Annotated in this window: 23 protein-coding genes and 1 pseudogene; 11 read left to right on the forward strand and 13 right to left on the reverse strand. The window is 59.8% G+C overall.

Going from position 1 to position 26536, the window contains the following annotated elements; genetic code table 11:
* Positions 1-155: 155 nt before the first annotated feature.
* Both G560_RS0111300 and G560_RS0111305 read right to left on the reverse strand, forming a co-directional pair.
* Positions 156-575: an LAPAL motif-containing putative phage structural protein gene (locus G560_RS0111300; protein ID WP_022704423.1), complete on the reverse strand. Its 420-nt coding sequence runs from the start codon at positions 573-575 to the stop codon at positions 156-158.
* Positions 576-651: 76 nt separating this feature from the next.
* Positions 652-978, reverse strand: coding sequence for a class I SAM-dependent methyltransferase (locus tag G560_RS0111305; protein WP_022704424.1), 327 nt, complete (start codon positions 976-978; stop codon positions 652-654).
* Between the two features lie 497 nt (positions 979-1475).
* On the opposite strand from G560_RS0111305, the gene G560_RS0111310 reads away from it, so the two are divergent.
* From G560_RS0111310 to G560_RS0111330, 5 genes and pseudogenes are all read left to right on the forward strand, one after another.
* The gene (locus G560_RS0111310; RefSeq protein WP_028914008.1) at positions 1476-2537 is read left to right on the forward strand and encodes a YeeE/YedE family protein; all 1062 of its coding nucleotides are present in this window, start codon (positions 1476-1478) and stop codon (positions 2535-2537) included.
* Positions 2538-2630: 93 nt separating this feature from the next.
* Positions 2631-3887, forward strand: a complete 1257-nt coding sequence (locus tag G560_RS0111315) for a D-amino acid dehydrogenase (protein WP_022704426.1) — start codon at positions 2631-2633, stop codon at positions 3885-3887.
* Between the two features lie 104 nt (positions 3888-3991).
* Positions 3992-4699, forward strand: a complete 708-nt coding sequence (locus tag G560_RS0111320) for a hypothetical protein (RefSeq protein WP_022704427.1) — start codon at positions 3992-3994, stop codon at positions 4697-4699.
* 73 nt (positions 4700-4772) lie between these two features.
* A pseudogene (locus G560_RS21350) lies at positions 4773-5147 on the forward strand (GFA family protein).
* 272 nt (positions 5148-5419) lie between these two features.
* A complete protein-coding gene (locus G560_RS0111330) occupies positions 5420-6259 on the forward strand; it encodes a HalD/BesD family halogenase (RefSeq protein ID WP_022704429.1) in 840 nt (279 codons plus the stop codon).
* Between the two features lie 130 nt (positions 6260-6389).
* Here G560_RS0111330 and G560_RS0111335 read toward each other — a convergent pair whose 3' ends face one another.
* On the reverse strand, positions 6390-6779 hold the full coding sequence (locus G560_RS0111335; RefSeq protein WP_022704430.1) for an SMI1/KNR4 family protein: 390 nt from the start codon (positions 6777-6779) through the stop codon (positions 6390-6392).
* Between the two features lie 223 nt (positions 6780-7002).
* Complete coding sequence (locus G560_RS0111345) at positions 7003-9210, reverse strand: primosomal protein N' (protein ID WP_022704432.1); 2208 nt, start codon at positions 9208-9210, stop codon at positions 7003-7005.
* Positions 9211-9294: 84 nt separating this feature from the next.
* Here G560_RS0111345 and fsa point away from each other — a divergent pair, with 84 nt between their 5' ends.
* The 4 genes from fsa to G560_RS0111365 all read left to right on the forward strand — a co-directional run bounded on the left by fsa (position 9295) and on the right by G560_RS0111365 (position 12454).
* Entirely contained in the window at positions 9295-9948 is a 654-nt protein-coding gene (fsa, locus tag G560_RS0111350; protein WP_022704433.1) for a fructose-6-phosphate aldolase, read from the forward strand.
* A gap of 167 nt (positions 9949-10115) precedes the next feature.
* On the forward strand, positions 10116-10808 hold the full coding sequence (locus G560_RS0111355) for a DUF484 family protein (protein ID WP_022704434.1): 693 nt from the start codon (positions 10116-10118) through the stop codon (positions 10806-10808).
* On the forward strand, positions 10805-11728 hold the full coding sequence (locus G560_RS0111360; protein ID WP_022704435.1) for a tyrosine recombinase XerC: 924 nt from the start codon (positions 10805-10807) through the stop codon (positions 11726-11728). Before G560_RS0111355 ends, G560_RS0111360 begins: the two co-directional genes overlap by 4 nt.
* 30 nt (positions 11729-11758) lie before the next feature.
* Positions 11759-12454, forward strand: a complete 696-nt coding sequence (locus tag G560_RS0111365) for a CDP-alcohol phosphatidyltransferase family protein (RefSeq protein ID WP_022704436.1) — start codon at positions 11759-11761, stop codon at positions 12452-12454.
* 50 nt (positions 12455-12504) lie between these two features.
* Here the strand turns inward: G560_RS0111365 and G560_RS0111370 are convergent, their stop codons facing one another.
* From G560_RS0111370 to ileS, 3 genes are all read right to left on the reverse strand, one after another.
* Positions 12505-12954, reverse strand: coding sequence for a methylated-DNA--[protein]-cysteine S-methyltransferase (locus G560_RS0111370; RefSeq protein WP_022704437.1), 450 nt, complete (start codon positions 12952-12954; stop codon positions 12505-12507).
* Positions 12955-12960: 6 nt separating this feature from the next.
* Positions 12961-13419: a hypothetical protein gene (locus G560_RS0111375; protein WP_022704438.1), complete on the reverse strand. Its 459-nt coding sequence runs from the start codon at positions 13417-13419 to the stop codon at positions 12961-12963.
* A gap of 103 nt (positions 13420-13522) precedes the next feature.
* Positions 13523-16477: an isoleucine--tRNA ligase gene (gene ileS / locus G560_RS0111380; protein ID WP_022704439.1), complete on the reverse strand. Its 2955-nt coding sequence runs from the start codon at positions 16475-16477 to the stop codon at positions 13523-13525.
* A gap of 239 nt (positions 16478-16716) precedes the next feature.
* Here ileS and G560_RS19090 point away from each other — a divergent pair, with 239 nt between their 5' ends.
* Positions 16717-17934: an FAD-dependent oxidoreductase gene (locus tag G560_RS19090; protein WP_022704440.1), complete on the forward strand. Its 1218-nt coding sequence runs from the start codon at positions 16717-16719 to the stop codon at positions 17932-17934.
* 13 nt (positions 17935-17947) lie between these two features.
* Here G560_RS19090 and G560_RS0111390 read toward each other — a convergent pair whose 3' ends face one another.
* Both G560_RS0111390 and G560_RS0111395 read right to left on the reverse strand, forming a co-directional pair.
* The gene (locus G560_RS0111390) at positions 17948-18967 is read right to left on the reverse strand and encodes a YcjF family protein (RefSeq protein ID WP_022704441.1); all 1020 of its coding nucleotides are present in this window, start codon (positions 18965-18967) and stop codon (positions 17948-17950) included.
* A 24-nt stretch (positions 18968-18991) separates the two neighbouring features.
* Positions 18992-20365 (reverse strand): YcjX family GTP-binding protein, encoded by a 1374-nt coding sequence (locus G560_RS0111395; RefSeq protein WP_050525294.1) that lies wholly within the window; start codon positions 20363-20365, stop codon positions 18992-18994.
* 161 nt (positions 20366-20526) lie between these two features.
* On the opposite strand from G560_RS0111395, the gene truA reads away from it, so the two are divergent.
* Positions 20527-21297: a tRNA pseudouridine(38-40) synthase TruA gene (truA, locus tag G560_RS0111400; protein ID WP_022704443.1), complete on the forward strand. Its 771-nt coding sequence runs from the start codon at positions 20527-20529 to the stop codon at positions 21295-21297.
* A gap of 313 nt (positions 21298-21610) precedes the next feature.
* On the opposite strand, the gene G560_RS0111405 is transcribed toward truA, so the two are convergent.
* The 4 genes from G560_RS0111405 to G560_RS0111420 form a co-directional block, all read right to left on the reverse strand.
* On the reverse strand, positions 21611-23713 hold the full coding sequence (locus tag G560_RS0111405) for a 3'-5' exonuclease (RefSeq protein WP_022704444.1): 2103 nt from the start codon (positions 23711-23713) through the stop codon (positions 21611-21613).
* A 70-nt stretch (positions 23714-23783) separates the two neighbouring features.
* Complete coding sequence (locus G560_RS0111410) at positions 23784-24170, reverse strand: response regulator transcription factor (protein ID WP_022704445.1); 387 nt, start codon at positions 24168-24170, stop codon at positions 23784-23786.
* 5 nt (positions 24171-24175) lie between these two features.
* Positions 24176-24691 carry a hypothetical protein gene (locus G560_RS0111415; RefSeq protein ID WP_231575921.1) on the reverse strand — a complete coding sequence of 172 codons (516 nt, stop codon included), beginning with the start codon at positions 24689-24691 and terminating at the stop codon, positions 24176-24178.
* Positions 24692-24710: 19 nt separating this feature from the next.
* Complete coding sequence (locus tag G560_RS0111420) at positions 24711-26528, reverse strand: DUF294 nucleotidyltransferase-like domain-containing protein (RefSeq protein WP_022704447.1); 1818 nt, start codon at positions 26526-26528, stop codon at positions 24711-24713.
* Between the last annotated feature and the right edge of the window lie 8 nt (positions 26529-26536).

A 26536-nucleotide genomic window follows, 5' to 3' on the forward strand; every position in this document is an offset into this window, starting at 1 on the left:
ACGGCACAAGTGGGCGTTCCATAAAATAAACACAGCTGCGCCACGCGTCCGGAAAGCCATCAGGATGCGGCATATCCAGAAAACTGGCTGCCTCATACATCGCTCTTGCATGGGTCAAAAACCTAGCAAATGAGAAAAACACTTTGTTAAAGCCATCAGCGTTCCACCTTGATCTCCACAAGGTTGTCGCCGTCCTTTACGCGCAGAACGACAACTGAAGCTACTTTCTTGCCACGAAGCCACTTAATAAGCTGGTATAGCCCAACAGATGGACCGCCAACTATGCCGATCCATTCAAGAATTTCCTTTGCCGTTCGAATATTGTCTTCGGCCAAAAGCAGCTTTGCTTGCTCCCATATTGTCAACGCGACGGATACATCAAGCTCAAAACATTTTTGCTCTACATCGGCGTTGACGTAGATACGCGCCGCCGCGCGATCACCATTGGCATATCTATTGGCCTCTTTGACAAGATCGCTGAGAGCCAGAAGCGCTGGGGCAAGATGCGCTACGTCCATAGACTTATCAGCCAGTGCTGGCCCATCATACTTAATGGTTGTGTCAACACGCTTCATCTTGGCACCTCCCCATCAAAGATAGTTGGCCTGAACCACAAATGCCCGCCTAATCGCGGCACGGTGATCAATTCCGCTACGAATGTTGCTGGTAAGACTCAGCCCCCGCTTGGTGCGTTTGATACATAAGGCCGCAACCTCCGGCCAGTTCTTTTGCCTTATTGGTGAATACGGTGGAAGGCTCCAACCCCAAAACCGAATGGGACGGAAATCGGTCAGCAATTCGTCGGGTTATACCCCCCGTGCCTGACCCAATATCAACAATTAGCCCTCCGTCAGGCACGCTCAATGCGTCAAGCACTGGGATCATGCTCGGGTCTGCGGCGCGGGTTTCCAAGGCGGTGGCGATTATCTCAATCATCTCGGCAGGTGCCGCATCGACGTCTTCAAATGGGTCGGGCATACATCACCTAAAATATTCAAGGCCGCAATTTGCGGCAGGCAAAAAAATCAAAAATGTAAATCATGTTCTCCTCGACAAACGATTCCACGCAACCACATTATCGATTGGTGTCGTTTCTTGCTCTCAAAGCCGTCAAATCGTCCGATTTCTGGAGATGTGCCAAAAGCGACCATGCCTATCGTTGACAGCGTCAGGCGCCCCCCTTCTGTTGAAAAACGCTGCTACTCACCCGAACTGGTCCAAAGCAGTCGGTGGTTTTCCGTCAGAACCTGCTTTTGGTGAAGCCTGTGTTCACGGGGTTTTGCCGCCTTTTCCGCAAGGCCGCGTCTTTCAACAAGATATGCACAAACCTGACCTCGGGGCGCAGGCCCAGCATTATGCCCAGTCGGCGCAACCCAATCTGCTCCACCATCACCCGCATCCTCCCCCCATCTGATCTAAATCAAGGCGTATATATTCAAACCCTGCCATATGACCCCATCACGATGGAGCATGACATGGACCTGATCCCCCTGATTGACCGCATCGGCGAGTCGCCAACTGCGGCCCTCTTTGGCCTGATCACCGGCCTCATCTTTGGCATCGCCGCCCAGCGGTCCAAGTTTTGCTTGCGCGCTGCCACCGTCGAATTCGCTCGTGGCCAAATGGGCCCGCGCGTGGCAGTGTGGCTGCTCACCTTCTCGACGGCCCTCGTTTGGGTCCAAGGCGCGGCCCAGCTTAACCTCTTCAACAGCGCCGATGCCCGTATGATGGCGGTGGCTGGCTCGTGGTCGGGCGCGGTGATTGGCGGGCTGATCTTTGGCGTTGGCATGGTGCTGGCGCGCGGCTGCTCTGGCCGTCTCCTCGTCCTTGCCGCCACCGGAAACCTGCGGTCTATCGTCTCGGGCCTGATCTTTGCCGTGGTCGCGCAAATGTCGCTGCACGGCATGCTCGCCCCCGCCCGCGATTACCTCGCCCGCCTCTGGGTCACGCCCGGTGGCCGCAACGTCGACCTTCTGGCCCTCCTCCATCTCCCTGACATCTCAGGCCTGCTGCTCGGCATCGCCCTCGCAGCGCTCGCCCTCGTTGTGTCCTACAAAAACAAAATCTCGGTCCGCACACTGGTCTTTGCGTCCGGCGTAGGCTTTGCCGTTGCCACTGGCTGGGTCCTCACTTTCGCCCTCGCCCAAGTCGCGTTTGAACCCGTCTCGATCACCTCCGCCACCTTTTCCGGCCCTTCGGCCAACACCTTGATGTTCTTCCTCACCCCAAACCCGATCTTGGAATTCGACGTGGGCCTTGTGCCCGGCGTGGTCATCGGGGCCTTCCTCGCCTCGCTCTGGGGCCGCGAATTCAAGTTCGAAGGCTTTGACACCGCAGGCAACATGCGCCGTGCGATGATCGGTGCCGTCCTGATGGGCTTTGGTGCCATGCTGGCAGGCGGCTGTGCCATCGGCGCAGGCGTCACAGGCGGCTCCATCTTTGCAGGCACTGCATGGCTTGCGCTGTTTTGCATGTGGATCGGCGCAATGGTTACAGACTTTGTCGTCGATCAGGCAGGCCAACGCGCCTTGGCATAACAACGCGGCAAAACTGGCTATATCAACGGCTTGAGTTCCCGAACGGCTCAGGGCATGGTCCCGCAAAATTGGGGCTGTCAAAGGGAACATCCAATGAAAGTTATCGTTATGGGCGCGGGCGTTATCGGCGTCACAACCGCTTACTACCTCGCCAAACAAGGCGCCTCCGTCACCGTCCTCGACCGCCAACCAGGCCCCGGCCTGGAAACATCCTACGCCAACGCAGGCGAACTTTCCTACGGCATGACGTCGCCTTGGGCCGCCCCCGGCATCCCGATGAAAGCGGTCAAATGGATGTTTATGAAACGCCGCCCCCTGTTCATCTGGCCCCTGATCAGCCCGACCATGTGGAAATGGGGCTATGACATGGTCCGCAATTGCAACGAGGAAAGCTACCGCCTCAACAAAGGCCGCATGGTCCGCATTTCTAACTATTCCCGCGATGTGATGCCCGACCTGATCGCGGAAACCGGCATAGAATACGATGGCCGTGAACAAGGCACCCTGCAACTGTTCCGCACCGCCAAACAGCTCAAGGATTCCAAGGCCGATCAGGACATCCTGTCCGAATACGACAGCCCGTTCGAGGTCCTCGACTCCGCAGGCTGCATCGCCGTGGAACCCGCCCTGGCCGAGGTCCGCAGCAAATTCGTCGGCGGCCTGCGCCTGACCGCCGACCGCACCGGTGATTGCCGCATCTTCACCACCGCGTTGGCCGAAAAATGCACTGAAATGGGCGTCGAATTCCAATACGGCACCAATATCCGAGCCATCGCGGTCGAAAACGGCCGCATCGCAGGCGTTGACACCGAAATCGCAGGCCGCCAAACCGCCGATGCCTATGTCTGCGCGCTTGGCAGCTATGCCGCAGGCCTTTTGAAACACACGGGCATCAAACTGCCGGTCTATCCGGTCAAGGGCTATTCGGTCACCCTGCCCGTCACCGATGATGCCTACGCCCCGCAATCCACCATCATGGATGAAACCCACAAAGTCGCGATCACACGTCTGGGCGACCGTATCCGCGTTGCAGGCACGGCTGAAATCGCAGGATATTCCAACCGCTTGGGCCCCCACGCCACCAACACCGTGCGGCACGTCATCAGCGACCTGTTCCCGCGCGGCGGTGATTTGTCTAAGGCCGAAGGCTGGACCGGCCTGCGCCCCATGACCCCCGATGGCACCCCCGTTCTGGGCGCATCGCGCTATGACAACCTGTTCCTCAACACCGGCCACGGCACGCTGGGTTGGACGATGGCCTGCGGTTCAGGCCGCGCGGTGGCCGATGTCGTGCTTGGCAAAACACCCGAGATTTCCTTTGATGGGTTGACGGCAGAGAGGTATGCGTGAGGGGGTAATTACCAACGCCTACTTCGATTGCGGGCTCAATAAGGCATGTAAAAACCCAACAAGGTTCATTTTCAAGTAACAAGCGTAAGGGGTATCTGTTCCAAATGTCTAATGCAGTATTTACCGCGTCTAACGCAGAGATCGAAAACCTAATTCTTGAGAAGAAGCTGATCGCTTTGCTTCCTACTGATTGGGACAGCGAGCTCAAAATTCGCCAAGGCCGAGTGACCTCGGCGACACAACGCAACAATAAACTAAGAACGCGCAGGTTTTGGCTAACCTTCCTTGGGATGCTGCCCATTTGCCTGTTCGCTCTTGATGTGTGGCCCGCCTTTGGCATTACCTTTCTCAGTGGTACCTTCTCGTTAATCCTCTCTTTGTGTATCGCTTGGTTGGCTATGGAGGTTGAGGAAGTTGAAGCAACTGATGATGGTTATGTCGAACTCGAAAAACGAATTGTCGCCGCATTGGAACGCTTGAACCACGATGACAAGATCATGGAGCGTGCCTTGGCAGACAGTTTTATCAAGCAAAGTTGGATCAATAATTTCAATGCACGACGACGGATTGAAACAGACATAGAGTCCGCTAGACGCGCCATTGGCAATTACACTTACTTAGAAGCCAGCAACAAAAGTGCAGGGAAACCCGCAAGCGCTTTTGCAGCAAGAGATTTGGCAGATGCCCAAGCAATGCTAAGCGTTGCACTTGCAGAACTGACCGCCTCAGGTGCTTGGACCTATCCAGATATGGCGAAATGTCGCACGAATTATCAAATTGAAAGAGACGGCTACATGGGCACAAGGCAGTAGTCCCTCCGTCATAATTACTCAGAGCGGCGTTTCGCACCTCCACCTATCGCCACTCACACCAAAAGGCCCTCAAATGACCCAATTCGCCGGCAGCTGCCTGTGCGGCGATACCCGCTTCACCACCTCTGGCCTGCCTAACCGCGCCGGCATCTGCCACTGCCTCGATTCCCGCTAACACGACAGCGCCTTGTTCCACGCCTCCGCAATCTTCCCGTAAACCGCCGTCACCATCACCGGCAACACCACAAATTACAACGGCCGCCATTTCTGCCCCCGCTGCGGCTCGTCGGTCTTTGGCCTGACGCGGGACGCGGTGGAACTGAACCTCGGCTCGCTCGACGCCCCCAACCAGCTCGGCCCCACCTATGAACTCTAGACCATACGCCGCGAAACATGGTTGCCCCTGTTCCCCCTGATGAAACGCTTTGGCCGCGATAGGGACCTCTGATCCCCCGCCCCACCCCTTTCATCTTTGCAAAAAATACGCACCTCGCAACGCCCCGACTCTTGCCCATCCTATCTTGGCAAGACCACCTGATCTCCCACCTCCCCCAAGCCGTAGGGTGGGGCTTCACCCCACCACTCACCCACCACTCCCCTCGCGCCCGTGGGCTGCCCTCGAACACAGCACCCGAAAACGCCATCACCACGTCGCATTTCTCCCAGACTCCCCCGCCGCCTCGGCTAAACTTTTCCAAAGGGCAAAGCTCGGAGCGCGCGATGTTCAACCCCACCTATTTGATCGACCTAAGCCGCTATCCGATCACCCAACCCGGCCCCGCGCTCGATGCACTGCTGACCCGCGTTCAGGCCGATCTTGGCGCCCATGGCTGCGCCGTCCTCAAGGGTTTCGTGCCACCCAGCGGCATCGCAACACTTGCAACACAGGCCGATAGCGTTGCCGACAAAGGCTTTCGCTCGTTCAACCGCACCAACCCCTATTTCACCAAGGATGATCCTAGCCTGCCCGCGACTGACCCGCGGCGCCGCTTCTTTGATCGCTCTAACAGCTTCATCCCCGCCGATAACTTCCCGTCAGGCAGCCCCCTGCGCAGCCTGTATGAATTCGCCCCACTGACCGCCTTTATCAAAGACTGTCTGCAAGAGCCGAACTTCTACCCCTACGCCGACCCATTGGCCGATGTGATTGTGAACATGGCCGAGGAAGGCAACGGTTTTCCGTGGCATTTCGACACCAACAACTTCACCGTAACCATCGCAATCCAGAACGCAGAAAGCGGCGGCGCGTTTGAATATGCCCCCAATATCCGCGCGGGTGCTGAAAATTTCGAGGCCGTGGAACAGGTGCTGGATGGCACATCAGACCGCGTCCGCACTCTTGTGCTGGAACCCGGCGATCTGCAAATTTTCCGAGGCCGTTATTCCTTGCACCGCGTCGCACCCCTTGCAGGCAAAACCCCGCGCTTTGTCGGTATCTTTTCCTATGTCGAACAACCCGACATGGTCGCAACGCCGGAACGCTGCAAGCAGCTCTACGGCCGCGCCTTGCCGGTGCATTACGAGCGGGCGGGCCAGCGGGCTGACAGCTTTCTGGACTAACCGGATTTGGGGGGGGCTACCTGCCCTGCGCCACGCCATCGGCAGGATGGACCACAGGGTTTTACCATTGGCAGGGTGCGCTTCAGCGCACCAAACCATCCCCGCCCAAAACGATACGATCAACGGGTTTTCAACGCGCCAAATCGGCAAAATCTTTTGCGACCTTGCATGTCGCGCCCGTTTCATGGCGCCAACAATGCACCGCAGCATCGCAAACCTTATCCCCGGTCAAAAAGACAAGCGCATCACCCGTCCCGTTTTCGGCAAGGCAAATCGCGCCCTCGGACCATCCGGCCCATTTTGTCTTTTCATTGGTTTCTCGCACAATATCATTGCACGTTCGCGCCAACCGCTTGCGATCAGATTTGTCCAGAATGGGGATAAGCTGCCATCGGTCGCCCGCCACTTTGACCTCGCCACCATTTTTCTGGATCATTGCGGCTCTGTAAGTGGGGGGCAGGCTGACACCCAGCTTTTCCTCTGCCTCAACAAGATATTTTTCATCTAAATCAAAGGACATGAAACCACTCCTAAAGGTCGGATACATCTCGAGTTTGACATTGCCAAAAACAACAGTCAATCACACATCAGCCGACCAGCCAGCCCTAGGGTGCCACCCTGACACCCGCCAAAAACCCTGCGCGTCCACATTAAAATTCAGTTAACAAAAAATATGTTATTGTTTAAAATCAGCAACTTGAAAAAATGTCCGCGCGCGAACATCTTTTCGTTCATGGCTGCGGTCACAGAAAACTCTGCGGATCGATGTCTACCGCCAACCGCACGTTATTTGGCAATCTCACCTGCGAAATCCACTCCGAAATCGCCGCCTGAATAGGGGCGTTTTTATCAGCCTTCACCAGCAGCCGCACCCGATGCCTGCCCCTCACGCGGGCAATCGGGGCAGGAGCTGGCCCGAAAACCTGCGCCCCGATTTTCCGCAAAGGCCCGTCTCTGCGCGCCAATTCCGCGCCTAGATCAAACACTGGCCCCACCTCTGGTCCTGATAAAATTATCCCTGCCATTCGCCCATAAGGCGGCACCCCGGCCTGCCTGCGTTCGCCCGCCTCGGCCTCCCAGAACGCCTCTTCATCCCCGCCCAAAATCGCGCGGATAACGGGGTGTTCGGGCTGAAAGGTTTGCATCATCGCGACACCCGGCTTTTCAGCCCGCCCCGCCCGCCCCGCCACTTGCCGCATCAATTGAAAGGTCCGCTCTGCCGCCCGCAAATCCGACCCCGACAGCCCAAGATCGGCATCAATCACGCCCACCAAAGTCAGCAAGGGAAAGTTATGCCCCTTTGCCACGATCTGCGTGCCGATAATAATATCCGCCGCCCCCGCCGCAATTGCCTCGATCTGCTCTTTCAACGCCCGCGCCGATCCGAACAGATCCGACGACAAAACCGCCACGCGGGCCTGCGGAAACAGCGCCACGACCTCTTCGGCCAGCCGTTCCACCCCCGGCCCCACCGGCGCCATTTTTCCCGCCACCCCGCAAGACGGGCAAACCTCCGGCATCGGTTTCGTGGCCCCACATTGATGGCACATCAGCCGGTTCAAAAACCGATGCTCCACCATTCGGGCATCACAATCATCGCACCCCACCTGCTCTCCACATGCGCGGCACAGGGTCACGGGGGCATACCCTCGGCGGTTTAAAAAGATCAGGGACTGCTCGCCCGCCTTGACCCGCGCCGTCACCTCGGTTTCCAGCGTCGGTGAAATCCAGCGGCCCTGCGGCAGCTTTTCGGCGCGCATATCAATCGCCCGCATATCCGGCATCTCTGCCGCACCAAATCGCGCGCCCAAATCCAGCCGCCCGTATTTCCCTGTCTTGGCATTGACCCAACTTTCCAGCGATGGCGTGGCCGAGGCCAGAACAACCGCCGACCCACAAATCGCCGCCCGCAGCACGGCCATATCGCGGGCGTTATAGATCACGCCTTCCTCTTGCTTGTAGGAACTGTCGTGTTCCTCATCGACCACGATCAGCCCTAAATCCTGAAACGGCAAGAACAGCGCCGACCGCGCCCCTGCCACAAATTGCGCGCCGCCATTCGCCGCCATCCGCCACAAGCGGCGCCGTTCGGTCATCGTGACACCAGAATGCCATTCGGCAGGCCGCGCGCCAAAACGGGTTTCCACGCGGTTTATAAATTCAGATGTCAGGGCAATCTCCGGCAGCAAAACCAACGCCTGCCGCCCGGCCCGCAGGCACTCGGCCACGGCTTCCAAATACACCTCAGTCTTTCCCGATCCGGTCACGCCCTTCAGCAAGGTCGCCGAAAACCCGCCCAAGGCCACCGATGCCACCAGCGCATCACCCGCCGCAATCTGGTCGCCCGCAAGCCGCACGACCATCGCATCAGGGTCAAGGCGCGGATAGGGCAGATCGCGCGGCGCGTCTTCCTCTAGTACCACGCCCGATTTGACCAAGCCTTTGATAACCGAAGCCGTCACCCCTGCCTGTTCGGCCAGTTCCGACAGGGTAAAGGACAGCCCGCCGTAATCACGCAGCACCTCCAGAACCTTGGCGCGGGCATCGGTGGCGCGGGCGGGTTCACCCGATCCCAGCCGATACACACGACGAGTGGATGGCGGGCTGTCAAGCCCCGGCGCGCGGGTGGCAAGGCGCAGCATCGCCTGCAAGGGCGTCAACGTATAATCAGCGGCGCGGGCCAAAAAGGACTGCATCTCATCCCGCATGGGCGGCACATCCAGCACACGGTAAGCGGCACGCAGCTTGGCCGAGTCAATCCCGCCAACACCCGCCCCCCAAACCACACCCAAAATCTTGCGCGGACCCAAAGGCAGTTCCAGAAAATCGCCCATCGCGCAGCCACCTTCGGGGGCGCTGTAATCCAGCAACGGCCCAAGGCTACGGCCAAAGCTTTCGGTGACGGCCACGCCGATCACCTCTCCTGCCTGCCAGAATGTTTGCGCTACCATAAACTTGCCCGCTCTCTTTCCCTTGGCCTGCATATGCGGTAATACACCCCAAACACCCGCAACAACACCCAAAGGACGCGCGCCATGAAATTCTTTGTTGATACCGCCGATGTCGCTGACATCCGTGAACTGAACGATCTGGGCATGGTAGATGGGGTGACAACCAACCCCTCGCTGATCCTGAAATCCGGCCGCGACATTTTGGAAGTAACCAAGGAAATCTGCGATATCGTGTCTGGCCCCGTGTCGGCCGAAGTGGTCGCGTTGAAGGCGGATGAGATGATCGCCGAAGGCCGCAAGCTGGCCAAGATTGCCCCAAATATTGCGGTCAAGGTGCCGCTGACTTGGGACGGTTTGAAAACCTGTAAGGTACTTTCGGGCGAAGGCCATATGGTCAACGTGACCTTGTGTTTTTCCGCAAACCAAGCGCTTTTGGCGGCCAAGGCGGGAGCCACGTTTATCAGCCCCTTCATCGGGCGTTTGGACGATATCAACCTGGATGGGTTGGACCTGATTGCCGACATTCGCACGATCTATGATAACTACGGCTTTGAAACCCAAATCCTTGCAGCCTCTATCCGCACCGCCAACCATGTGGCACAATGCGCGATGATCGGGGCCGATGTGATGACCGCGCCGCCAAGCGTTATCAAAGGCTTGGCCAGCCATGTGCTGACTGACAAGGGCCTTGACCAGTTCATGAAAGACTGGGCGAAAACAGGTCAGAAAATCCTGTAAGCTGCGCGATTTCGGATTGGGGGCCGAGGGTGTGATGCCCTTGGCCCTTTTTCATGGGCATGGCACAATTGCCCCAATCCCTTAGCCAAATGCCCGTTTGCCCCAGAAAACTGAGGAAATGGCGGGCAGGCCCTGCTATAAGCCTGCAAAACACGTAGGGCAGTAAGATGATTGAACAGGACTTGCGCGACCGCCTGATTGCGGCGCCAGAAAGTATTCTCGAGGACCAAGACGTCATGCGCGCGCTGATTGCTGCGAATGAACGGGCGATGGGGTCAAACATCGTCGATCTGCGCGGCATCGCGATGGAGCGGTTGGAAACGCGGCTGGACCGGCTGGAAGACACGCACAGGTCGGTGATTGCCGCGGCTTATGAGAATTTGGCCGGCACCAATCAGGTGCATCGCGCGATTTTGCAAATGCTGGACCCGCTGACATTTGAGGAGTTTTTACAAAGCCTTGGCACAGAGGTGATGCAAACCCTGCGCGTGGATTGCGTGCGCTTGGTGCTGGAATCGGTGCAAAATGCCGATGATCCGGCGCTGCGGAAATTGGGCGAGGTGCTGTATGTGGCCGAACCCGGCTTTGTGGCCGAGTACATCGCGGGCGGGCGCAATGTGTCGCTGCGCCCCGCAACCTTGCGCCAAGTCGTGCCTGCGTCGGACGCGCTTTACGGTGAACGCGCGGGGTGGATACGGTCCGAGGCGCTGATGCGGCTGGACTTTGGCAAAGGGCGTTTGCCGGGGATGTTGGTGATGGGCGCCGAAGACCCGCATCAGTTTAAACCCACCCAAGGTACGGATTTACTTGCGTTTTTCGCAGGCGTGTTTGAGCGGACGATGCGCCGCTGGCTGTCATGACCCTTGCCATTTCGCCTGCCGCCCGTTCGGCCATGGCGGAGTGGCTGGACCATTTGCGCGCGCTGGATGGGGCTGCGGATAACACGCTAAAGGCCTATGCATCTGATCTTACTGGATATTTGGCATTCCTGGCGCAGCATCGGGGCGGCACCGAAGGGGTGCGGGGACTGGTGGCTCTGCCGCAAACCGATCTGCGGGCGTGGATGGCACATGAGCGCGGGCGCGGGGTTGGGGCGCGGTCTATGGCGCGGGCACTATCGGCTGTAAAAGGGTTTACGGCGTGGCTCGCCGACCGCGAAGGTGTGGATGCAACGGCCGCCCTTTCGACCCGCGCGCCAAAGTTCCGGCGCAAGCTGCCGCGCCCAATTGCCGAGGATGCGGCGGCACAAGTTCTTGATACTATTGGTGATGATGCCCGCGAAGACTGGGTGGCCGCGCGCGATACGGCCGTGGTGACGCTGCTTTATGGTTGCGGTTTGCGGATATCCGAGGCGCTGGGGCTGACGGGAGCTGCGTACCCTTTGCCGGATGTGTTGCGCATTACGGGTAAAGGCGGCAAGGAACGGTTGGTGCCGGTTCTGCCAGCCGCCAAAGACGCGGTGGCGCGTTACGTAAGCCTTTGTCCTTATGAGATTTCTGGCGCAACCCCGCTGTTTTTCGGCACGCGCGGCGGGGCGTTGAACCCGCGCCTGATTTCGGCGGCGATGGAGCGGGTGCGCGCACGGTTGGGCCTGCCTGCTACGGCCACGCCCCACGCCTTGCGCCATTCCTTTGCCACACATCTGCTAACAGCAGGCGGCGATTTGCGCGCCATTCAGGAATTGCTGGGCCACGCGTCCCTTTCCACCACCCAAGCCTATACAGCGGTTGATACTGCCCGCCTGATGGACGTATACGCACAGGCGCATCCACGTGCATGAAACCAGCCAGAACCACAGATTGATCACGCTATGACATTGAAAATAAAAGCTCTTTTAGTCCATCTTTTTACCGCAACCGGTGCAGTTTTGGCCATGTTGGCGATGCTTGCCGCGGTCGATGAAAACTGGAGTCAGATGTTTTGGTGGTTGGTCATCGCCTTGGTTGTCGACGGGATCGATGGCCCATTGGCGCGGCGCTATCACGTCAAAACCAACTTTCCCATCTATGACGGCGTGCTGTTGGACCTGATCATCGACTACCTGACCTATGTGTTCATTCCGGCCTTTGCCTTGTTCAAATCGGGGCTGCTGCCGGATTGGACAGGATGGATTATCATCATCGGGATCACCTATGGATCGGTGATTTACTTTGCCGATACCCGCATGAAAACAAAGGATAATTCTTTTTCCGGCTTTCCGGCCTGCTGGAATATGTTCGTGCTGGTGATGTTTGCCTTGCAACCGGGATATTGGACAATTTTGGTCTTTGTCATAGCGCTGACTGTGGCAATGTTCTTGCCGCTAAAGTTTATTCACCCCACGCGGACTGTGCGTTGGAATTGGGTGTCTTTGCCGATGGCGCTGGGGTGGACCTTTTTCGCGGGCTGGGCCACTTGGGTTGATTTCCACCCGCAAAGCTGGGCGCATTGGGGGCTGATCGTGACCTCGTTGTATTTGTGCTTTGCCGGTATCGCGCAGCAGATCATTCCCGAAAAGCAGGCGTAAATTTTGCGTATGCCATCCGTATGCCATCCGTACATACGTTTGTCTGCACGCTAAATCAGCAGGCCGCCCGCGCCTTCCAGTTTCAGCAGCGCAATTTTGGTCTCCACCCCGCCAGGTGCGGAAAACCCACCCAGGCCGTTTGCGCCCAAGACGCGGTGGCATGGGATTAGGATGGGAATGGGGTTGGCGCCGCAAGCCTGCCCGATCGCTTGGGCCGGACGCCCCAGCAGCTTGGCAAGGTCGCCGTAGGTGCGGGTTTCGCCGTAGGGAATGGCGAACATCGCGCGGCGCATGTCGCCCTGAAAGCCGGTGCCGAAATCCAGCGGTAGATCGAACGTGGTGCGGAGCCCGTCGAAATAGTCACCCAACTGGCGGCACGCCTCGCGCAGCAAGGGTGTCGGGTCAGATCTGCGGGCGGTCCAGTCGATACGGGTGATGATGCCGCTGTCTTCGACCACCGCAAAGGGGCCGTAGGGGGAGTGGAAGACGGCTTGTTTCATGTTTGGTCAATACACATCGTCAATGGCAAGGGTTTTGCCGTTCAGCTCAAACGTCTCACCCTTTTTCAGACCGGCCATCGCGCGATAGATGGGGCTGCTTTCAGAAATGCCCAGGTATTTTGCGCCGTCACAGTCGAACTTGGTGGTCGACACAGCAACGACAAAGTTGCGGCCATCCACAACGACAATTGCGCCAAGATCCACGGTATCGGTCGGGCCGAAATCCATGTCTTCTAGCGCCTCGATCTTGGCGGCATGGACAAAGACGGGCTGATCCAACGCTGCCGCCTGGTCTGCGGCAGTGCGCGACAGGGCCATGTCGTCCTTGTCCCAATTGTCGCGGTCATCCAGCAAGGACTCTTCGGTAAAGCGTTCGTGCTTGTCTTCGGCGAAATCAAGCTCGGCCTGTTCCAGTGCCAGCATCTTATTGCGCACGGCGGTTTTGCGGGCGGTGGTATCCGACATATTTTATCCTATCCAATGAGCGATTTGGGCGAACCCATTCACAACACCAACGCACGACTGGCCTGCTGGTTCCGCCCCAAGGTCAGGGCGGAACCAACTATCATCACCCCAGCGCCGCGTTGCAGCGGGCGCAGGTGCAAGGGTGTTTGTGCGTGCCGACGTCGGGCAGGATTTGCCAGCAGCGCACGCATTTATCCCCCGGTGCCATTTCAAACACCACGGCGACACCCGGGACTTCGGGCAGGCGGAACGCCTCGGCCGGGGCGGGGTCGGCGGTCAGTTGCACAGCGGAGGTGATGCTGAGTTCGGCAAAGTTGACCGATTTCATCGCCGCCAGAAGGGCTGCATCCTCGACATGCACCACGGGGGCAGCCTCTAGGCTGGCACCGATGACCTTGGCGGTGCGCTGTACCTCCAAGGCCGCGATGGTCGCACGACGGGCGGCGCGCAGGCCAACCCATTTCGCGGCCAAAGCAGGGTTCAGCCAGTCATTTGGGGTCACAGGCATATCCTGAAGGTGGACCGAGCTGTCGGCACCCGGGAAGCGCGAGAGCCAGACATCTTCCATCGTGAACACCAGAATTGGCGCGAGCCATGTCGTCAGGCGGTGGAACAGCAGGTCCAGCACGGTGCGGGCAGAGCGGCGGCGCAGGCTGTCAGTTGGGTCGCAATACAGCGCGTCTTTGCGCACGTCAAAGAACACCGCCGACAGGTCTGTCGTGGCAAAGGTGAACAGCTTTTGGAACACGCCTTGGAAGTCGAACGCGGCATAGCCTTTGCGGACCTCGATGTCCAACTCGGCCAAACGGTGCAGCACCCATTGCTCCAACTCTGGCATATCCTTCAGGTCGACGCGTTCAGCATCCGAGAACTCGGCAAGGTTGCCCAGCATAAACCGCATGGTGTTGCGCAGGCGGCGATAGCTGTCTGCGGTGCCTTTCAGGATTTCTTTGCCGATGCGCTGGTCGACGGTATAGTCGGCCTGCGCCACCCAAAGGCGCAGAATATCCGCGCCATATTCCTTGATGATTTCTTCGGGCACCACGGTGTTGCCGATGGATTTGGACATCTTCATGCCCTTTTCATCCAGCGTAAAGCCGTGGGTCACGACGTTGCGGTAAGGCGCGCGGCCCAGCGTGCCGCAGGCCTGTAGCAGCGAAGAATGGAACCAGCCGCGGTGCTGGTCGGTGCCTTCCATATAGACATCGGCGATGCCATCCTTGGTGCCATCGGGCCGGTCGCGCAGCACGAAGGAATGGGTGGAGCCTGAGTCGAACCACACATCCAGCACGTCAAAAATCTGATCGTAGGCGTCGGGGTCATGCAGGCCCGCAAGGGTTTTTTCCTTGAAGCCCGCGACATACCAAACATCCGCCCCGTCCGCCTCAAACGCCGCTGTGACACGGGCGTTGACGGCATCGTCACGCAGCAGGAAATCGGGATCGGTCGGTTTCGCACCCTTTTTGATGAAACAGGTCAGGGGCACACCCCAAGCGCGCTGGCGCGACAGCACCCAATCAGGCCGCGCCTCGATCATCGAGTACAGGCGGTTGCGGCCGGTTTGCGGGGTCCATTTGACCAGCTTGTCGATGGAGTTCAGCGCACGAGTACGGATGGTATCGCCCATGTCGCCCATGCCATCATCCAGCTTTTTGTCGATGGCGACAAACCATTGCGGGGTGTTGCGGAAGATGACTGGGGCTTTGGAGCGCCATGAATGCGGGTAGGAGTGTTTGATGGTACCGCGCGCCAGCAGACCGCCCACCTCAACCAATTTCTGGATAACGGCGGTGTTTGCATCGCCTTCCCACGGGTTGGCCTTGTTCTTTTTGTTCGGCGCATCGCGCAGAATGGCCTTGCCACCAAAGAACGGCAGATCATCGCGGAAGCGCCCGTCAGACATGACGTTATAGGTGATGACCTGTTCCAGCATTCCCAGATCGCGGTACAGCTCAAACTCTTCCATCCCGTGGCTAGGGGCGCAATGGACAAAGCCGGTGCCTTCGTCATCGGTCACGAAATCGGCGGCGCGGAAATCGCGGATGTCATCCCATTCGCCGTTTGCGCCATCCGCGCCGGCAAGCGGGTGCAAAAGGCCGGTTATCTGTGTGGCATCCACATCGTCGACGCGCGTCCACATATCATCGTCCAGCCGTGCGCGGACCATCACACCAGCGGCGAGTTTGTCTGACAGGATGAAACGGTCGCCAACCGATGCCCAAGATTCCGCAGGAGTGCCGATGACCTCATACAGACCGTAGGAAATATCCTTACCGTAAACCACTGCTTTGTTGGACGGCATTGTCCAAGGGGTTGTGGTCCAGATCACCAGATGCGCGTCTTGCAAGGCGGGGGCCTCTGACAGCACCTTAAACTTGACCCAAACGGTAAAGCTTTCCTTGTCGTGATATTCCACCTCGGCCTCGGCCAAAGCGGTTTCTTCGACCGGCGACCACATGACGGGCTTGGAGCCTTGGTACAGCGAGCCGTTCATCAGGAATTTCATGAACTCTGCCGCGATCACCGCCTCGGCGTGGTAATCCATCGTCAGATAAGGGTCGGCCCAATTGCCGGTGATGCCCAACCGCTTGAATTCCTCGCGCTGGATATCGACCCAGCCGGTCGCGAAATTGCGGCATTCTTGGCGGAAATCGACCACATCCACCGCGTCTTTATCAAGGCCCTTTTGGCGGTATTGTTCCTCGATCTTCCATTCAATCGGCAGGCCATGGCAATCCCAACCCGGCACATAGCGCGCATCAAAGCCCATCATCTGATGGCTGCGCACGATCATATCCTTGATGGTTTTGTTCAGGGCGTGGCCGATATGCAGGTGGCCGTTGGCATAGGGGGGGCCATCATGCAGGGTAAAGGGCGTGCGGCCCCCCGTTTGCGCAGCGGCTTTTTCGCGCAACCGGTCATAGACCCCGATGTTTTCCCAATGGGCCAGCCATTCCGGTTCGCGCGATGGCAGGCCTGCGCGCATGGGAAAATCGGTTTCGGGCAAAAACACGGTGTCTTTGTAGTCGGGGGTATGGCTAGGGGTATCTGCGCACATGATTGGCGGTTCCTTACGGATCGGGAAAATAGGGGGGGGACAGGGCAAAACTGCGGCCCGCGCGTGGCGTGGCAAAGGACATCCCGGCGGCTGAACAAGGTCAGATCGCCGGGCCGCTAATTCGTGCAAATATCGCGTGTATCTGTCGCATGGGCGGGGTTATACGCGCGGTTTACGCTGCGGTCCAGCCATGCTGTGATGGCGGCCTGCGGCAAATGATGCGGTAAAGGGTCGGCGCTATGAAAACGGCAATTGCAGGGGCAGGTATTGGCGGCTTGGCAGCGGCCTGCTTGCTGGCGCAGGGCGGGCGGGATGTAGTGCTGTTTGACCAGTTTGATGTGCCGCGTCCTGTGGGATCGGGGCTTATGATCCAACCCTTGGGATTGGCCGTGCTGGACCTGTGCGGCGCGGGTGATGCTGCACGCGCAGCAGGCCAACGCATCGCGCGAATGTATGGGGTTGAGGTCACGCGCGGACGTCGCGTTTTGGACGTGAGCTATGACCCCAAAGGCCGCCCAGAGGCACAAGGCCTTGCCATTCACCGCGCCGCCCTACACGGTGCTTTGATGCAGGCAGTGGCGGCAGTTGGCGTGCGGGTTATCCCGTCAAGCATGGTGCAATCGGCCCCCCTGCTGGACCAGCAGCGCGGCTTGGTGATGCAGGATGGCCGCGAGCATGGCCCCTTTGATCTGGTGATTGATGCAACGGGCAGCGGCTCGGCTTTGTCCCCACTTAAGGGCCGCGCCCTGCCGTATGGTGCGATCTGGGGCACGGTTCCGTGGCTTGCGCAAACCCAGCTGCCAACAGATCAACTGTCGCAACGCTATGCGGGCGCGCACCGCATGGCGGGGGTGTTGCCCTTGGGCCAAGTTCCGGGTCGCAACGGCGCCCATGCGGCAATCTTTTGGTCAATGCCGCGCCGTGATCTGGCACATTGGCCCAGCCGCGATTTGACGGAGTGGAAGGCCGAGGCAACGGCCCATTGGCCCGATTTCGCGCCGTTCCTGCAAACCCTGACCAACACGGCGCAAATGACCGCCGCCACCTATAGCCACGGCACCTTGCGCCGCCCCTTTGCCCAAGCACTTGCCTTTATCGGGGACGCCGCCCACCGCGCCAGCCCGCAACTGGGCCAAGGGGCCAATATGGCGCTGTTTGATGCGTTGGCACTATCCCGTGCGCTACAGGCCAATTCAATCGAGGATGCCCTGCCCCGCTATGCCCAAATGCGCCGCTGGCATGTGCGAACCTATCAAGCGATGAGCGCGGCCTTTACCCCGCAATATCAATCTGATAGCCGCATCCTGCCTGCCCTGCGCGATTGGGTGCTGGCTCCGCTCTCGCTCACTTGGCCCCTACCGCGTATCCTGTCAAAACTGGTCGCAGGCGAGCTGATCCCCCCGCTGGCGGGTGAAGTGTTCACCGCTTCGCAATTTCATCTTGGCCCAAATACCTAAATCCTGCCCCCCGTCACACGCTCTTTGTGTCAGACCCGCCAAACCCGTCAAACACCCCCGTCAACGCGCGGCTCATCAAATTCGTCACCTTGGGCCTTGGCAAGGCGGCAAAGGGCATTGGGCGGCACAGGTCCATCGCGGCCACGCCGACCCGTGCGGTCAGCGCACCGTTCACCACCCCTTCGCCAAAGCGCCGCGACAGTTTGCCCAAAATCCCGCCGCCCGCGACCGACCCGATCAAATCATCGCCCAGCGCCAGTGCGCCTGTTGCCAACAAATGCCCGAACACGCGGCGCATCAGCTTCAGGCTGCCCAGCGTCCCCGACCGCCCACCATAAAGCGCCGCAATTTTGCGGATCATCGACAGGTTGGAAAACAGTGCCACCACCACATCGGCCAAGGCCAGCGGCACAAGCGCCGTCACGGTTGCCACACGGCGCGCCGCCGCCTCAATCTCGGCCCGCGCGGCCAGATCGATGGGGCCCAGCAGTTCCACCTCGGTCAGGTTCAGCAGCGCATCGGCGTCCATCACATCGCCGCGCCGTTCATTCAGCCGTGCTGTGCCCCAGCGCAAGTCGGGGCGGGTTTTGTACAAGGCGACCATATGGTCCGTCACTTTGGCAGCGGGTTTCAGCAGGTTGGCGGCCCGCGCGGCCTCTACCTCGGCGCGCAAACGGTCCAAACGGCCAAGGCGGTAAAACCCCAACGCCTCTCGCAGGGCCAACCCCAGCAGCACCGCAATCGCAAGACCCGTCAGGCCAAAGGCCACCCAGCCGAGCAGCGAATTGCGCGCCAGCATACCCATGACAAAATCATAGACCGCGACCGAGATCATAAAGCTGAACAGACTGCCCAGCGCCCACACCGCAAGCCGCATCAAGCGCGATGGTTGCGCCCCCGCGACCGATGCCGCCGTAGTCATCGCGCGGCCTGTGGGCAGACCCAAATCCGGCACCGGCGGCGCATCGGAAGGAGTTTGCGCAGAGGCCTTATCGGGGGCCTCATCCAGATCAATCAACACGGGTTTAGCCATCAAAGGCTCCTTTTTATCAGCATCTTAGCCCAAACGGTCGGTCAGCAAAAACTCGGCCGCGCGGTCCAGCCTTATATGCGGCGGGCCATCACCGGGGCGCAGGGTCAGGCGGGCGGGGGCGAATGACATCACCGAATAGTCAGCGTCCAGCCACGCGGCCTCGCCTTTGCGGGCGGGGCCAAGCAGGTGGTTCGGATCGTCGGGCAAGATGCCTGCAAACATCGCGGCTTGCTTGCCGGTTTCCAGCAATGTGCCGCGCACCAGATCAATGGTATCGCCGCCATGATTGCGCGTTTCTTCAACCGTGGCACGCAAGGCGGCCAGCGACATCGCCTGCGTTTGCGCGCCGGAAAAGGCGGCACGGTCGCGCGCGTCGCGCAAAAGCGCCTCGGTTATTGCGGTCAAGCGCGGGTGTTGGGAATGGTGCAAATGATCGGCTTTGGTGGCCGCGAACAGGATTTTATCGACCCGTTTGCCAAGCAGGATGGAACTGAGAAACCCGTTCTGGCCGGGACGGAACGCGCCCAAAATCTCGGCCATCGTGCGGCGCATATCCTCAAGCGCCATCGGGCCTGCGTGAATGGCGCCCAGCACATCCATCAGCACAATCTGTCGGTCGATGCGGCTGAAATGATCGCGAAAAAACGGGCGGACCACGCGGGATTTATACGCCTCGAACCGCCGGTCCATTTCGCGCCACAGGCTGCCGCGCGGCGTGCTGGCCGGTTTGGGCAAAGGCGCAAAGGTCAGAACCGGACTGCCCGCCAGATCACCCGGCAGCAAAAACCGCCCCGGCGTGCAATCAGACCAGCCAGCGGCGCGGGCCGCTTGCAGATAGGCGGTGAAATTTGCGGCAAGGGATTGGGCACGCGGTTCATCCAGCCTCAAGGCGGCATCCTCGGCGCGGGCTTGCGCCATGAACCCCTGCGCCTGCGTGCGGTGTGCGATACGCTCTAACGTCGCCTCGGACCAATCGGCATAGGTTTTGCCCATAAGCGCAAGGTCGAGCAGCCATTCACCAGGGTAGTCGATGATATCAAGATGGATGGTGCGCGGGCCTGTCAGGCCACCCCAAAGCCCGCCGAAGAACCCCGAAGGCTGCACACGCAACGACAGGCGCAGTTCGGAAATGGCGCGGGTTGAGGCGGGCCAATGCGGGGCGGCCCCCGTCAGGGCTGCCAGATGGGTTTCATAATCAAAGCGGGGCAAGATATCATCCGGTTGCGGTTGCAAGAACGCGCTAGCGATGCGAGGGGCCGCACTGAACTGTGGCATCCGCCCTCGATCCAGCAGGTTGGCCACGAGGCTGGTGATAAACACCGTTTTGCCCGCCCGCGAAAGGCCCGTAACGCCCAGCCGGATGACGGGTTCAAACAATGCCTCGGACACGCCCGACATTGCCGTTTCCACCCCGCGGCCAAGGCCATCTGTAAGTCCACCCAGCACAAACTGCCCTTTTCTGATCGCTTGCCCCAAGATAGGCCCTAAAGGGGCAGGTTCAAAGGGGGAAAGACAGGCAAGGCCTTGTCAGCGCTTGGGCCGCGCGGTAACCGGAGATTATGCCCAGATATGCACTGAAAATCGAATATGACGGCGGACCGTTCAATGGCTGGCAGCGCCAGGCCGAGGGGCAACCCACGGTTCAAGGCGCGATTGAAGCTGCTTTGGCGCGGCTGGAAGACGGGCCGCATACGATTGCCGCAGCAGGGCGCACCGATGCAGGGGTGCACGGATTGGGGCAAGTGGCCCATTGCGATTTGGCCAAGGACTGGGACACGTTTCGGCTGATGGGGGCGATTAACGCGCATCTGCGGCCCAGCCCCGTGTCTGTCGTGGCCTGTGCCTTGGTCGATGACACGTTTCACGCGCGGTTTTCGGCGGTGGAACGGCGCTATCTGTTCCGGCTTGTAACCCGCCGCGCGCCTGTGACCCATGATCGCGGGTTGGTCTGGCAGGTCGGGCATGATCTGGATCTGACGGCGATGCGGTACGGGGCGGCGCATCTGATCGGGCTGCATGATTTCACCACCTTTCGGTCAAGCATGTGCCAATCGGCCTCGCCCATCAAAACCATGGACGAGATTGAGATTGAGGAACGTGGCTACCCCGATGGCCGCGAGTACCGCTTTTCGCTGCGTGCGCGGTCATTTCTACACAATCAGGTCAGGTCTTTTGTGGGTACGCTGGAACGCGTTGGTGCGGGCGCGTGGCACCCAGAGCAAGTGGCCGAAGCCTTGGCCGCCAAAGATCGCGCCGCTTGTGGGCCAGTATGCCCGCCGCAAGGGTTGTATTTGAATGGGGTGGGATACCCTGTGGATCCCTTTGCCTGACATGCGCTTGCGGCTTGATCGGTAGCGGGGGCTGTCTGCCCCCCTGGCCTTGCGGCCATTCCCCCCGAGGATATTTTTGCCGAAAAGAAATCGCAGGGGTCCAGCACCCCATCGGGGATTACCTCCAGCGACGGGGTGCTTTCTCTCCGGGCGGTCATCGGCTTCCCAGCCTGTACCGCATCCATAGCCTATTCGGACAAGGTTAATATTTTCTGACCGAATTCTTTTCGGCAAAAATATCCTCGGGGGGTGAATTGGCCTTAAGGCCAAGAGGGGGCGTGAGCGCCCCCTGCCACCGCTGCCGCATATCCCGTCAGTTCAGATCCTTTAGCAACCGGCCGTGGCGGCGCAGTTCAGTCAGGACCGCGCCAAAGCTGGTAAGCCCGCGCCCTTGCAGCATTGGCAACAGCTTGAGGAACGCATCCGCCGTGGCCACGCTGTCGCCAATTGCCGTGTGGCGGGCCTCTTCGGGGATGGTGATCGACAGGCGGTGGGTCAGCGCGTCAAGGCTGTGGTCTTCGTGCTGGCCAAACACCACCGCAGACAGCAAGACGGTGTCAAGAATAGGGTTGTCGAACCGCGCACCGATGGCGAGTTCGTGGCGGCGCAGGAATTCCATATCAAAGGGCGCGTTATGAGCGATCAGCACCGCGCCTTCGGCAAATTTGTGAAAGGCGCGGCCTGCCACGCCGATATCGGGGGCGTTTTGGACCATTGCTTCGGTGATTCCGTGCACCACGGTCGAGGCGGAGGGGATAGACCGCCCCGGATTGACCAGCATGTCAAACACTTCGGCCTCGACCCGTTTGCCGTTGACGATGCGCACGGCGGCGATTTGTACGATCTCATCGCCTTGGTTCGGCAGCAATCCTGTGGTTTCGGTGTCGAACACCACATAGGTCAAATCCGCAAGCGCGGCATCGGCCACCTTTTCGTTCCGCGCCTTGCTCAACAGGTCAAAATCATAAACCACCGCCCGCGCGATGGGTTTCGGGCGCGGGCCTGCGCGGCGTGCGATGCGGATGGGCAGGCAGATGCATTGCCGGCCCCCGGCCAGTGTTTCGGGCCAGATATCGGTGGCATGGCCGGTCAGGACATGTCGGCCCGTTATGCCCGGGATGTCATCATCCAAGGGCGCATCCAGCCATCGTTCCAACTGCGCCACCCGCAGCGGAGCACCGTTCCAACACAGCCGCAACAAGGCGTCGGTGCTGTCTTCTGCGACGGTCAAGTCGAACGCCCGCGTGTTGGCAGCCTCTGCGAGACCAAGGGTCACCCGCGCCAAAAGCGAAACCACCTCGAACCCGTCGCAGCGCAGCAGCAGCGGTGCATCCGCCGCGCTGAGCGTCAAACCTTGGGCCTCAAGCCGGGCGCGCAGACCATCGGTCAGATCTGCGATGCGCTGGGGGGAACGGGGGGCAACGTCTTGCCGCCCTTCCTCTTGCCGCGCTGCGAGGTCTTTGACAGCGAGGCTTAGCCCATCCACCTCGGCGCGCACGGCGGCGTCCATTTCATGCGGGATATCGGCGCCTTTGGGCAGAACGGACAGCAATGTGCCCAAGTTGGCGGCGGGGCGGCGCACGCGGTCTAGCACGTCGGCCAGCAGAGCCTCGCGTTTGGCATGGGCGGCCAGATCGGCAGTAACGTCGCGCAATGTCAGGACATAGCCGGGGGCGGCCGCGCCATCACTGGGCAAAAGCCGCATCCGGGCGGCGAGGATTTCGCTGCCGTCACGGGTGGCGCAAAGCAGGTCAGACGCGGCATCGGGGTCTTCCGCCTCGATCAGGCGGTGGTGGGCGTGGCGGATAGGGCCTTCGCGCAGGTAGTCAAACAGCTTGCGGTCCAGCCCCGGTGCGGCGCCTTGGGTGGCGGCGCCGATCAGGTCCACCGCCATGCCATTGTAAAACACCAGTTGGTGATCGCCCGAGCAAAGCAGCACACCGACGGGGACATCGGACAACAGCGCCGCAAGCCGGTTTTTTTCGGATGAAAGGCGAGTGGTTTCGCGGGCCACGGCCTCGGCCAGCGCGTTGCGGGTTTCCGATAGGCTGTGCGCGGTGGCTTGAGCGGCGGGGGCAAGATCGCCCAGATAGCGCGCGACAGTCGGATCCATCACCGCCGCCACATCGGCATGGGCGCGGGCGCGCAAGGCCCCTGCCAGCAGGTCGATGGGTTTGGAGACGTTCACGTCAAACAGATACCAGACCGCCGCCGTCAGCCCAACCACCCCAAAACTGCCGATCACGCCGCCTTGGACAAAGGCATTCAAGCTGTCGGGTGCGCCAAGCCGCCGATAGCCGAGCATCAAGCCAAGGCACAAGAGCACCACCGCACCGATGGCGAGGGCGGCAAAGAACAAGAACACCCTGACCCGCAGGCTGAGACCGTTAAGCGAGAATTTGGGATCAGAGGTCATTACTGCCCCCGATCCGGCGCTTGGTATTGCGGCATGCTTGCATGGTCTGCCTTTCCGCGTTTTGTCTTTGTTAGCCTTCCAAAAGGCGGCGCACTTCGGCCCTGAGCTCTGTCAGTTCAAAGGGTTTCGAGATGAAGCCGTCAGCCCCCAAGGCCAGCCCTTTCTTGCGTTCGATTGCCGAGCCACGGGCGGTCATCATCAGGATTTTGATATCGGCCAAGTCGGGGTCCAGCCGCATGCCTTGGCAGATTTCATAGCCAGACATTTCGGGCAGCATCACATCAAGCAGAACCAGATCAGGGTGCATGGTGCGGATGCGGGCCAGCGCCTCGCCGCCATTGGCCACGCGGTCATGGGCATAGCCTTCGCGGGTCATCAGGTAATCAAGCGCGAGGGCGATGTTGTCTTCATCCTCGACCACCAGAACGCTGTGCTGTTTTACCCCATCCGCAGGCATGGTCCCTACCCCTCTGTGCAGGCTGCGCGTTGCAGCTCGTCTTCTTGTCCGACATCCATCCAGTCGCCGCCTGTCAGCGTGCCATCGGGGGCAAGCTCCACCCCTTCGATTAGATCGGCGCGCTTGCCGCCTGCGCAGTCAAAGGCCACGGGAATACGGCGTGTCGGCGTCCAGCGTTGAACCAGCAGCACTTCGGCCATACGGAAATTCGGATTGCCAGGGCTTTTGACCAGCCCTGTCCCGTCAAGGGCAGCAAAGCGCGATGACACGGGAAAGAGATAGGTCCAAGGGCGGTAGGCCACGCGGTCAACGGGCGACGACAGGATGATCACCTGTTCGGGCAGCGCATCGGTGGTGCGGATGTACCATGTGTATTCGTTCCAGACCGAAAACATCAACATCCCAAGCCCGATTGAGGCCGGAAGTGTCCATTTAGGCATGCGGCCCTTGGACAAATGGCGCACGATCACGACAAAGCCGAGAAGGCCCAATCCGGCCGCAAAGGTGGCAATATAGTCCATTAACATAAGTCTTTTACTTTCAAGAACGTGTCCCCCGGGCCTGACCGATGGCGGATTGCATTGTGCGCACCACGACAAACGCATCGCGCAGATGCGAGCGTTCAAAGTCTGACAGGTCAGACGGTGCCATAAAGTTATCGGGCTTCCGGCCCGAACGAATGAGACGTGCCTGATTTTGCAGGCGGATTTCGGCGATCATATCATAGGCCTCGATCAGATCACGCGCGCCCGAGACCGAGATCACGCCGGCCTCTTCGGCGGCAAGCAGGCGGGCGCGGGTGTTCACGGCTGTGCCTTTGCCGATGAGCGCATAAACGCGGCCCAGATCGGTGACAGGCACCACACCCGAATGTTTCAGGTCGATATGGTTTTTATACTCGCCCGAGCGGATGGTGGCAAAACCGCGCAACAGGCCAAGGGGAGGCGAATGGGTTAGGCTGTTTCCCACCATATGGGCCACAAAGATTGAATTTTGCGACGCCTTTTCAAGGGTTTCCATCTGCAAATCGCGGAACAGGCTGACGGCGCCACCGATGGGGCGCAGGTCGAACATCACAGAGGCGAGCATCTGCGCCTTTGGGTCGGGGGTCGCGATCCATTTGCGGAAATATTCGCGCCACACGCGCACGGGTTGACACCAAATCGGGTTGGTCGCCATCATGTCGCCGGGGCAATAGAAATAACCCGCAGCATCCAACCCATCGCTAACGAATTTCGCAAGGGCTGTGAAATAGGGCATGTCAGCATCAGTTACGCTGTCATCCAGCATCAGGCAGTTGTCCTGATCAGAGACGCCGGTTTGTTCCTGCCGGCCTTGGCTGCCGCAAGCCAGCCAAAGATAAGGCACAGGGGCGGGGCCAAGCTGTGCCTCGGCCAAAGCCAGCAGGCGGCGGGTGACGGTATCGGCGATATCGGTGATCAGGCGTGTGACCACCTCATGCGCGTTATTCGAGCCGACAAGCTGCACCAAAAGCGCTGGGATGCGGGCGGTGACGGCGGCCATATCGGCCACGGTTTCGGCCATTGCCGCGTCGCGCACAAGGCTGGCCGAAGAGACGGCGGCAAAGCGCGTGAGGTCCGTTTGCGTGACCATGCCGACAAGGCGGTCGCCTTCGACAACCGGCAAATGGCCGATGCGGCGTTCCAACATGATGTGCAGGATGTCAGACCCGAGGTCTTCGGGGGAAAGAGCGACCGGATCGCGGGTCATGATGCCCGCCACGGGGCTGGACGGGTCAAGCCCAATGGCCAGCACTTTGTTGGTCATATCGCGGGTGGTGACGATGCCGACAAAGCGGTCATCCTCGACGACCCCAAGACTGGACACATGCTTGTCGCGCATTTTCGCGGCCGCAGTCCGAATGGTGTCATCGGGGCCAATGGTGACGGGTTTCCGCGCCATCAGGTCGGCGACCTTTTGGGTGGTCAGATCCGAACCGCGCGCCTCAATGCTGCGGCCACGGCTGAAAAAGCGGGCGAATGCAGGGGAGTTGGCGATGAGGCGTTTGAATTCGGCGGTGGGCAGCATCAGTGCCACGGTGTCTTCGGTTGCGCGGGCTGTTGTGACAGCAAGGCCATCACGCAGCAAACCACGTTCGCCAAAGGAATTTCGGGGGCCAAGAAGCGACACAAGCCCGCCGGACGGTTCCAGCACCTCTACCGAGCCGCGCTTGACCAGATACAACCCATCAAGGGGGGCGCCTGTTTGGTAAATCGAGTCTCCGGCAGCATATTCGCGGCGGTCGAAAAGCCCTGCAACGCGCACCAGATCGTCCTTTGACAACGTGTCATAGGGGTGGACAGTTTCCAGAAAGCTGATGATCGCGGATTGCGTCATGTTTATTT

The sequence above is a fragment of the Pseudorhodobacter ferrugineus DSM 5888 genome (assembly GCF_000420745.1).
Lineage (GTDB): Bacteria > Pseudomonadota > Alphaproteobacteria > Rhodobacterales > Rhodobacteraceae > Pseudorhodobacter > Pseudorhodobacter ferrugineus.